Raw genomic sequence first — 9,978 nt, 5'->3', positions numbered from 1 at the left:
CGCGGCCCGCCACCAGGAGTCCCGTATTCCGGCCGCATGTGCGTGCCGGTACGCTTGCCTCCTCGACGTTGAGACCGCTGCCGGACAGGGAGCCGCGGTCCGGCTCAACGCCAGGCCCTCTGTGGGTGGGACCTGGCGTTTGGGGCGCCGGCTGGCGAACAGGCGACAACACTGGTGCAGAACCGCCGGCGCCCCAGCAAACCCCACACCCGCCGGCGGCTATGGGACGGCGGCGGTCCAGGGTCACCTCGTTCCATATCGATCTCTGATCCGGTTCGAAGTGCCGTCGTGCAGACCGGCGCCCGGTGGAGCACCCATCTCCTCCAATTCCCTACGACCAATGGAGGGGGCCTGCGACCGAAGGGCGCAATCGACGGGAACCACGCGCTGGACGGCAAATAGGCTGGTCGGAATTTGGCGCAAAGCCGATCGGACGGCTGGGGAAGGCAAGCGATCATGGACATGTCGGACGTCACGTCTCGCGATGCGTTGGGAAAGGTTCTGGCGTCTGCCCTGTCGAAGACCACGGGCCTTGGGGCACAGGCCGCATCGTCCTCCCCCATGGACCTGGGCAACGCCCCTGACCCGACGCCGGCCGGCCTGGGCGCAGCAGCGGCCGCGCCGCTCTCATTCGACGGTGAGACCGAGAGCAGCACTCCAGGTTCGAAGCTCAATCCCGATGCGGTGTCGGCCGAGGCCACCCAGACCCGCCTGATGAAGCCGGCCGACGCCGGCGGAACCGCACTGGCGGCCCCCACCGCCTCGGCTCCGGACGCAACAGCCGTCACGGCCACGCCGACCGCGACCATGGCGCTCTCGACCGCCGCGACCGGCCTGGCAACAACCGTGACAGCCCTGTCGACCGGCACGACCACCATCGTCAACGCCTTCCCGGCGCTTCCCATCGTCACCTCGGTGATATCAGGGCCGATGCCCGGCGCCCCCACGCCATCGACCGACGCGCTGAGCGTCCCAAGCGAGACCCAGGCCGTCGGCAGCTCGATCGAGCCCGACGCCTCGCCGACGACGAACCCGACGTCGCTGCCGGCCGTGACGCCGACGGTGCTCAACCCCATCGTCCTCGAGAACATGAAGCAGGGGAACCCCGAGAGCGAATGGGGCGTGCAGGGCAGCGGCGATGCCAACATCCAGGGCTTCGCCACCGACATCAGCGTCAATCACGGCTCGACCGTCGACTTCAAGATCGCGACGGATTCGACCCATTACCGTATCGACATCTACCGGCTCGGTTATTACGGCGGCATGGGTGCCCGCAAGGTCGGCAGCATCGAGCAGAACCTGACCACCGCGCAGATCCAGCCGCATCCGCTGGTCGATTACTCGACCGGGCTGATCGATTGCGGCAACTGGTCGGTGTCGGCGAGCTGGGGCGTGCCGGCCGACGCCGTCTCCGGCCTCTACATCGCCAAGCTGGTGCGCGAGGACGGCACCGAGGGGGCCAGTCAGATCCCGTTCATCGTCCGCAACGACGAAGCCAAGAGCGACATCACCTTCCAGACCTCGGACACGACCTGGGAGGCCTACAACGCCTGGGGCGGCGCCAGCCTGTACGGCGGCGACGTGCCGACCGATCCCGCCAACATGATCGGCTGGACCCCGCCGAACTGCAGCTGCGGCTTGACCGCGATCGGCCGGGCCAGCAAGGTCAGCTACAACCGCCCCTTCGTCACCACGACCAGCCCCTATTCAGCCGGACCGCAGGACTGGATCTTCGGGGCCGAATCCGCCGCGATCAGCTATCTAGAGCGGAATGGCTACGACATCAACTACATCTCCGGCGTCGACACTGCCCGATCCGGCGCCCAGCTGCTGAACAGCAAGGTGTTCCTGTCGGTCGGCCATGACGAATATTGGTCGGGCGACCAGCGTGCCAATGTCGAGGCGGCCCGCGACGCCGGCGTGAACCTGGCCTTCTGGGGCGGCAACGACGTCTATTGGAAGACCCGCTGGGAGACCAGCATCGACGGCAGCGGCACCCCGTACCGCACCCTCGTCACCTACAAGGAGACCTGGGGCGATTCGACCGACCCGAGCGGCACCGGCACCGGCACCTGGCGCGACCCGCGCTACGCCGATCCGGGGCAGCAGCCGGAGAATGCCCTGACCGGCACGATGTTCTCGGTCGACTCCTACCGGCTCGACACCATCACCATCCCCTACGACATGTCGAAGCTGCGATTCTGGCGCGACACCGATGTCGCCAACCTGCAGCCCGGCGAGACCTATTCGCTGACCGAGAACCTGCTGGGCTATGAATGGAATTCGGATGTCGACAACGGCTTCCGCCCGGCGGGGCTGATCGATATGTCGCTGTCGACCGTATCGGTCGACACATATCTGCGCGACTATGGCAGTTCGGTCGGGCCCGGCACCGCCACCCACAGCCTGACCATGTACCGGGCGTCCAGCGGCGCGCTCGTGTTCAGCGCCGGCAGCGTCTACTGGTCCTGGGGCCTGGACGACAATCACTCCAACGAGCCGACACCGGTTGACCCGAACGTCCAGCAGGCGATGGTCAACATGTTCGCGGATATGGGGGTCCAGCCCGGTTCGCTGCAGGCCAGCCTGATCATGGCCACCCAGTCGACGGACCACACCGCCCCGGAATCGACCATCCTGACGCCGACCGCCGGGGCGGGGTTCGTCGAAGGGCAGCGCGTCACCATCACCGGCACGGCGCAGGATTTCGGCGGCGGCATCGTCGCCGGCGTCGAGGTGTCGACCGATGGCGGCACCACCTGGCACAAGGCGACGGGCCAGGCCAACTGGAGCTACAGCTGGAACGCCCAGGCCAGCGGCACCTATGTCATCGAGTCGCGGGCAGCCGATGACAGCGTCAATCTCGAGACGCCGACCAGCAGCACCACGATCAGCGTCACCTTGCCGTCGACCCAGAGCGTCTGGACCTTCGCCGACAGGCCGACCCAGGAGTTCGTGCAGGACCGCAATGCCCTCGAACTCGGCATGCGCTTTACCTCCGACGCCTCCGGCACGATCTCGGGCATGCGGTTCTACAAGGGCTTCCAGAACCAGGGGACGCATGTCGCCAACCTGTGGACCAGCACCGGCACCCTGCTGGGCACCGCCACCTTCACCGATGAGACGCTGAGCGGCTGGCAGACCGTCACCTTCTCCTCGCCGATCCACATCACGGCGGGAATGACCTATGTCGCCTCCTACCACACGGACGGCTTCTATTCCGCCGATACCGGCTATTTCAACACGGCCCGCACCAGCGGCCACCTCACCGCGCTGGCCGGCGAGGCGGGCGGCGGCAACGGCCTGTACACCTACAGCACCACCAGCGTCTTCCCGACCAGCAGCCTGGACAACGAGAATTTCTGGGTCGATGTCCTCTTCAACACCGGCCCGAATGACGGCAACGAGGCGCCGGTCGCGAATGCCGATAGCGGCCTGGAGATCTCCCAGAATTCCAGCCTTCAAGTCTCGGCCGCGCTGCTGCTGGCCAACGACACCGACGCCAATGGCGACACCCTGACACTGACCGGCGTCGGCGGCGCGACCCACGGCACGGTCGCCCTGAACAGCCAGACCAACATCATCACCTTCACGCCGACGAACGGCTACACCCGCCCGGCCGGCTTCACCTACCCCGTGTCCGACGGCCGCGGCGGCATCGCCACCGGCAACGTCCCGGTCGACGTGAACCCGCCGGGGTCCGGGCTGAGCCTGTTTTCGCCGACCGACACGCCGGCGACGGTGACGGAGAACGACCCGAGCTCGGTCGAGCTCGGCGTCAAATTCGTCGCCTCGAGCAACGGCACCATCAGCGGCATCCGCTTCTACAAGGGCCCGCAGAACACCGGCCCGCACACCGGCAGCCTGTGGACCTCGACCGGGACTTTGCTGGCCACCGCCACCTTCAGCGGCGAAAGCGCCAGCGGCTGGCAGACAGTCACCTTCGCCAACCCGGTCAGCATCGCGGCCGGCACCACCTACGTCGCCTCCTACCACACCAACGGCTTCTATTCCGCGACCGGCAACTACTTCAGCGCGAACTACACGAACGGCCCGCTGTCGGCCCCGGCCAACGACACCGGCGGCAATGGCGTCTACGCCTATGGCAGTTCCAGCCTGTTCCCGACCGCCAGCTACAACGCCGCCAACTACTGGGTCGACGTCGTCTACAACCAGTCCGGCGGCGCGGTGGACGCCCCGCCCGTGGCGAACAACGACAGCGGCTTCAGCACGGCGCAGAACGCGGCGCTGATGATCGCGGCATCCACGCTGCTGGCCAACGACACCGACCCGAATGGCGACGTCCTCACCATCACCGGCGCGGGCAACCCGACGCATGGCGCCGTCGGCTTCAACGCCCAGACCAACACCGTCACCTTCACGCCGGAGGCGGGCTACAGCGGCGCGGCCGGCTTCAGCTACCAGATCTCCGACGGGCGCGGCGGCACGTCGACGGCGACCGTGTCGCTGACGGTGCGGCCGGGCGGCGAGGCGGTGAGCCTGTTCTCGCCGACCGACACGCCGGCGACGATAACGGAGAACGACTCGAATTCGGTCGAACTCGGCGTCAAGTTCGTCGCCTCGGCCGGCGGCACCATCACCGGCATCAGCTTCTACAAGGGGGCGCAGAACACCGGGCCGCACACCGGCAGCCTGTGGACCTCGACCGGGACCCTGCTGGCCACGGCGACCTTCAGCAACGAAAGCGCCAGCGGCTGGCAGACCGTCACCTTCACCAACCCGGTGGCCATCGCCGCCGGCACCACCTATGTCGCCTCCTACCACACCAACGGCCACTATTCCGCGAGCGGCAACTACTTCAGCACCAGCCACACGACCGGGCCGCTGACGGCCCCGGCCAACGACGCGAGCGGCGGTAACGGCGTCTATGCCTATGGCAGCTCCAGCCTGTTCCCGACCGCGAGCTACAACGCCTCCAACTACTGGGTCGACGTCGTCTACAACCAGTCCGGCACCGGCGTGAACCAGGCGCCGACGGCCAATGCCGACAGCGGCTTCGTCACCGCCCAGAACGCGCCGCTCACGCTGTCGACGGCCAGCCTGCTGGCCAACGATACCGACCCGAACGGCGATGCCCTGACGGTCACGGGCGTCGGCACCCCGGCCCACGGCACGGTGAGCCTCGACAGCCAGGCCAACACCATCACCTTCACGCCGGTCAGCGGCTACAACGGTGCGGCGACCTTCAGCTACACCATCTCCGACGGCCGCGGCGGCACCGCCTCCGCCCAGGCGTCGCTGACCGTCACGGCGCCGCCGGATGGGGAAAGCCTGTTCGCGCCCACGTCGACACCGGCGATCGCCAGCGTCAACGACCCATCCCAGGTCGAACTCGGCATGAAGTTCCAGACCGATGTCGCCGGCACGATCACCGGCCTGCGCTACTACAAGAGCGCGCAGGACACCGGGACCCATGTCGGCCATCTCTGGACCTCGACCGGCACGCTGCTGGCCACCGCGACCTACACCAACGAGACGGCCAGCGGCTGGCAGACCGTGACCCTGCCGCAGCCGATATCGATCCAGGCCGGCACGACCTACATCACCTCCTATCACAGCAACGGCAACTACGCCGCGACGGGGGATTTCTTCAGCAGCGACATCGTCAGCGGCCATCTGCGGGCGCTGGCCGACGGGACCAGCGGCGGCAACGGCGTCTATGCCTACGGGGCCGGCACCAATTTCCCCGGCGGCAGCTTCAACCGGACCAACTACTCGTCCGATGTCGTCTTCAAAGCCCAGCTCGCGGCCTAGGGACATCGGATGACCGCCGCCCCCCGCCTTCCCGTCACCGTGCTGTCCGGCTTCCTCGGCGCCGGCAAGACCACGCTGCTCAACCACGTCCTGCATAATCGCGAGGGGCGGCGGGTCGCGGTCATCGTCAACGACATGAGCGAAGTGAACATCGACGCCGAGCTGATCCGCAGCGACGGCGCCGGCCTAAGCCGCACCGACGAGACCCTGGTCGAGATGACCAATGGCTGCATCTGCTGCACCCTGCGCGACGACCTGCTGCAGGAGGTCCGCCGCCTGGCCGGCGAAGGCCGGTTCGATTACCTGCTGATCGAAGGCACCGGCATCGCCGAGCCGCTGCCGATCGCGGCATCCTTCTCCTTCCGCGATGCCGACGGCGCGTCGCTGTCCGATCTCGCGCGGCTGGACACCATGGTGACCGTGGTCGACGCGATCCACCTGCTGCAGGACTACGACAGCGAGGATTTCCTGCGGGACCGCGGCCAGGCCGCCGGCGACGACGACCAGCGCAGGCTGGTCGAGCTGCTGGTACAGCAGATCGAATTCGCCGATATGGTCGTCATCAACAAGGTGTCCGCCGTGTCGCCGGAGCAACTGGCGCGCGTGCGCCGGACCATCCGCGCCCTGAACGCCGATGTCCGGATGGTGGAGACGGATTTCGGCCGCGCGCCCCTGGACGCCATCCTCGACACCGGCCTGTTCGCCGAGGGCAAGGCCGCCGCCCACCCGCTGTGGCACAAGGAGCTGTTCGGCCCGGGCGAACATGAGCCGGAGACCGAGGCCTATGGCATCCACAGCTTCGTCTACCGCGCCCGCCGCCCGTTCGACCCCGAGCAATTCGAGGGATTCCTGGCCCAGACCTGGCCGGGGCTGATCCGGGCCAAGGGTTTCTTCTGGCTGGCGACCCGGCCGGACTGGATCGGCCAGATGTCCTTCTCCGGCCGCCAGCGCCGGATCGACGCCAAGGGGCTGTGGTGGGCGGCCGTTCCCGCGCCCTACTGGCCGCGGCACCCGGACTGGGCCCAAACCATGGCGCGGCACTGGACCCAGATCTGGGGCGACCGGCGGCAGGAGCTGGTGTTCATCGGCGCGGGCCATGACGAAGCCGCCATCCGCCGGGCGCTCGATGCCTGCCTCGTCGGCTCCCCGCTCAAATTCGACCTCGCCGCCTATCGCGAGCTGCACGACCCGTTCCCCGATTGGGCGATCGGCCACGCTGCCTGACCAGGCCGAGCGCCCGTTTCAGGATCGATATTTCAGGTCACGTTTTCATACGGACAAGGACACCGAGATGCACACCGAACTCTATGCTGACGGCATCGGCGAGATCACCGTGACCGGATCGGTCATCCGCATCGACTTGGTCAGCCTGTCGCCGACCGAGCGCGATGCCAACAACAGCCCCAAGGCCACCTTCCGGCAGCGGATCGTGATGCCGCTGGACGGCTTCGCCAATGCGGCGGAACTGGTGCAGAAGGTGATGCAGGGCCTGATCGATGCGGGTGCCATCCAGCGCCGGCCGGCGGCACCGCCGGCGACGGGCACGGCCCCGGCCGCCACGACGCTGAACGGCGGCGCCCAGCACAACTCCTCACCGAATTTCGCCTGATGATCGCGTCCGCGCCGGAGGTCCCGGCGTCGGAGGCACCGGCGCCGGACGACACCCCTTCCCCCAACCTGGGCACGCGTGACACCGGGCTGCTCTGCCTCGTGGTCGTGCTGCGCCACCATGGTCTCGACATCTCGGCCCAGGGCCTGGCCCATCGCTATGCCATCGGCGACGAGGCGGTATCGTCATCCCAGATCCTGCGCATGGCGAAGGAATCGGGGCTGCGGGCCCGGCAGGTCCGATTCGACTGGGCCGGGCTGACCCGGCTGGGCGAGGCCTACCCGGCTCTGGCCCGGCTCGAGAACGGCAACTGGGTCCTGATCGCCGGCGTCGTGACCGGCGAGGACGGCCGGGATGCCGTCCGGCTGCTCGACCCGCTCGCGGAGCGGCCCGAGATGCTGGTGGTGCCGCAGGCAACGTTCCGCCAGCGCTGGTCCGGTTCGCTGATCCTGCTGAAGCGCAGCTACCGCATCGCTGACCCGGACCAGCCCTTCGGCTTCCGCTGGTTCGTCCCCGAGCTGCTGCGGCAGCGCCGGCTGTTCGCCGACGTCGCGGTGGCGGCCCTGTTCCTGTATGCGCTGGGGCTCGCCACGCCGATCTTCTTCCAGCTGATCATCGACAAAGTGCTGGTGCACGACAGCTACATGACGCTGTACGTGCTGTCGGCCGGCATCATCATCGCGCTGCTGTTCGACGCCACCTTCACCTTCCTGCGGCGCTACCTGCTGCTTTATGCCACCAACCGGATCGACATCCGGCTGGCGACCCAGACCTTTGCCCATCTGCTGAGCCTGCCGATCACCTTCTTCGAGCAGTCCTCGGCCGGCATCCTGGTCAAGCACATGCAGCAGGCCAGCCGGATCCGGGAATTCCTCACCGGCCGGCTGTTCCTGACCTTGCTCGACGGCCTGTCGCTGCTGGTGTTCCTGCCGGTGCTGTTGATGTACAGCCTGGAACTCACCCTGGTCGTGCTCGGCTTCGCCGTGCTGGTCACCGTGGTCATCGCCTTGCTGGTCGGCCCGTTCCGGAGCCGGCTTCGCGCCCTGTACGAGGCGGAGGGGCAGCGCCAGGCGCTGCTGGTCGAGACGGTGCACGGCATGCGCACCGTCAAGGCGCTGTCGATGGAGCCGCTGCAGCGCCGGGTCTGGGACGATCGTTCGGCCCAGAGCGTGACGACGCGGTTCAACGTCGAGAAGATCTCGACCGCCGCCCAGTCGGTGACCGGCCTGGTCGAGAAGCTGATGGGCGTGGCCGTGATCGGCCTGGGCGCCATGGCGGTGTTCGACGGCACCCTGACGATCGGCGCCCTGGTCGCGTTCAACATGCTGGCCGGCCGCGTCTCCGGCCCGCTGGTCCAGATCGTGACCATGGTGCATGAGTACCAGGAGGTCGCGCTGTCGGTCCGGATGCTCGGCGAGGTCATGAACCGGAAGCCGGAGCGCCACGGCCGCACCGATGGGCTGCGTCCGCCGATCAAGGGGCGGATCGAGTTCGAGAACGTGTCCTTCCGCTATTCCCCCGACGCCGCCCCCGCCCTCGACACCGTGTCCTTCACGGTGGAAGAAGGCACGGTGTTCGGCGTGGTCGGCCGCAGCGGTTCGGGCAAGACCACGGTCACCCGGCTGATCCAGGGGCTGTACCCGGTCCAGCAGGGCCTGCTGCGCTTCGACGGCGTCGACATCCGCGAATTCGACCTGGTGCACCTGCGCAAGGCGATCGGGGTGGTGCTGCAGGAGAATTTCCTGTTCCGCGGCACGGTCCGCGAGAACATCGCCGCCACCAAGCCCGATGCCAGCTTCGATGAGATCGTCGAGGCGGCGCGCATGGCCGGCGCCGAGGAGTTCATCGAGCGCCTGCCGCGCGGCTTCGACACCTTGCTGGAGGAAAATGCCGAGAACCTGTCCGGCGGGCAGAAGCAGCGCCTGGCCATCGCCCGCGCGCTGGTGACCAACCCGCGCCTGCTGATCTTCGACGAGGCCACCAGCGCGCTGGATCCGGAGAGCGAGGCGATCATCCGGCAGAACCTGAAGCGCATCGCCGAGGGCCGCACCGTCATTATCGTCTCGCATCGCCTGTCCACCCTGGTCGACGCCAACGCCATCCTGGTGATCGACCGCGGCCGGATCGCCGATATCGGCCGGCACGACCAACTGCTGTCACGCTGCACCACCTATTGGAGCTTGTGGGCCCAGCAGACGAGGCAGAGCGCATGATCCCGGAGCGCGCCGAGCCACAGACGGACCAGCCGAACCTGCCGGCCGTCCGCAAGCCCACCCCGGTCATCCCGCTGAAGCGGGTGCCGCAGGCCGCGATCGCCGAATTCCAGCGCGATGCGATCGAACTGGAAGCGCAGGTGCCGCCGCGCGTCACCCGACTGACCCTCTATGCCGTCATCGCCATCATCGTCGCCGCCGTGATCTGGGCCTCGGTATCCTCGGTCGACGAGATCGTGGTCGCGCCCGGCAAGCTGATCACCACCCAGCCGAACCTGATCGTCCAGCCGCTGGAGACCTCGGTCGTGCGGTCGATCGACGTCACCGTCGGCGAAACGGTCCATGCCGGCCAGCGGCTGGCCGCGCTGGACCCGACCTTCA

At 67.8% G+C, this 9,978-nt stretch carries 4 protein-coding genes and 1 pseudogene; all 5 read left to right on the top strand.

Annotated features, from left to right (window positions below; translation table 11 throughout):
- Nucleotides 1–456: 456 nt before the first annotated feature.
- A complete protein-coding gene (locus AC3XYG_RS03240) occupies nucleotides 457–5,775 on the top strand; it encodes a DUF4082 domain-containing protein (protein ID WP_489138375.1) in 5,319 nt (1,772 codons plus the stop codon).
- Nucleotides 5,776–5,784: 9 nt separating this feature from the next.
- Nucleotides 5,785–6,999: a GTP-binding protein gene (locus AC3XYG_RS03235; RefSeq protein WP_489138374.1), complete on the top strand. Its 1,215-nt coding sequence runs from the start codon at nucleotides 5,785–5,787 to the stop codon at nucleotides 6,997–6,999.
- Between the two features lie 67 nt (nucleotides 7,000–7,066).
- Nucleotides 7,067–7,384 (top strand): hypothetical protein, encoded by a 318-nt coding sequence (locus tag AC3XYG_RS03230; RefSeq protein WP_489138373.1) that lies wholly within the window; start codon nucleotides 7,067–7,069, stop codon nucleotides 7,382–7,384.
- Nucleotides 7,384–9,597 (top strand): peptidase domain-containing ABC transporter, encoded by a 2,214-nt coding sequence (locus tag AC3XYG_RS03225; RefSeq protein WP_489138372.1) that lies wholly within the window; start codon nucleotides 7,384–7,386, stop codon nucleotides 9,595–9,597. The genes AC3XYG_RS03230 and AC3XYG_RS03225 overlap by 1 nt, the downstream gene beginning before the upstream one ends.
- A pseudogene (locus AC3XYG_RS03220) lies at nucleotides 9,594–9,978 on the top strand (HlyD family type I secretion periplasmic adaptor subunit); the annotation flags it as partial. The gene AC3XYG_RS03225 and the pseudogene AC3XYG_RS03220, both read left to right, overlap by 4 nt.

It is taken from the genome of Inquilinus sp. (assembly GCF_057815775.1).
This window is presented reverse-complemented; position numbering and strand designations above follow the sequence as displayed.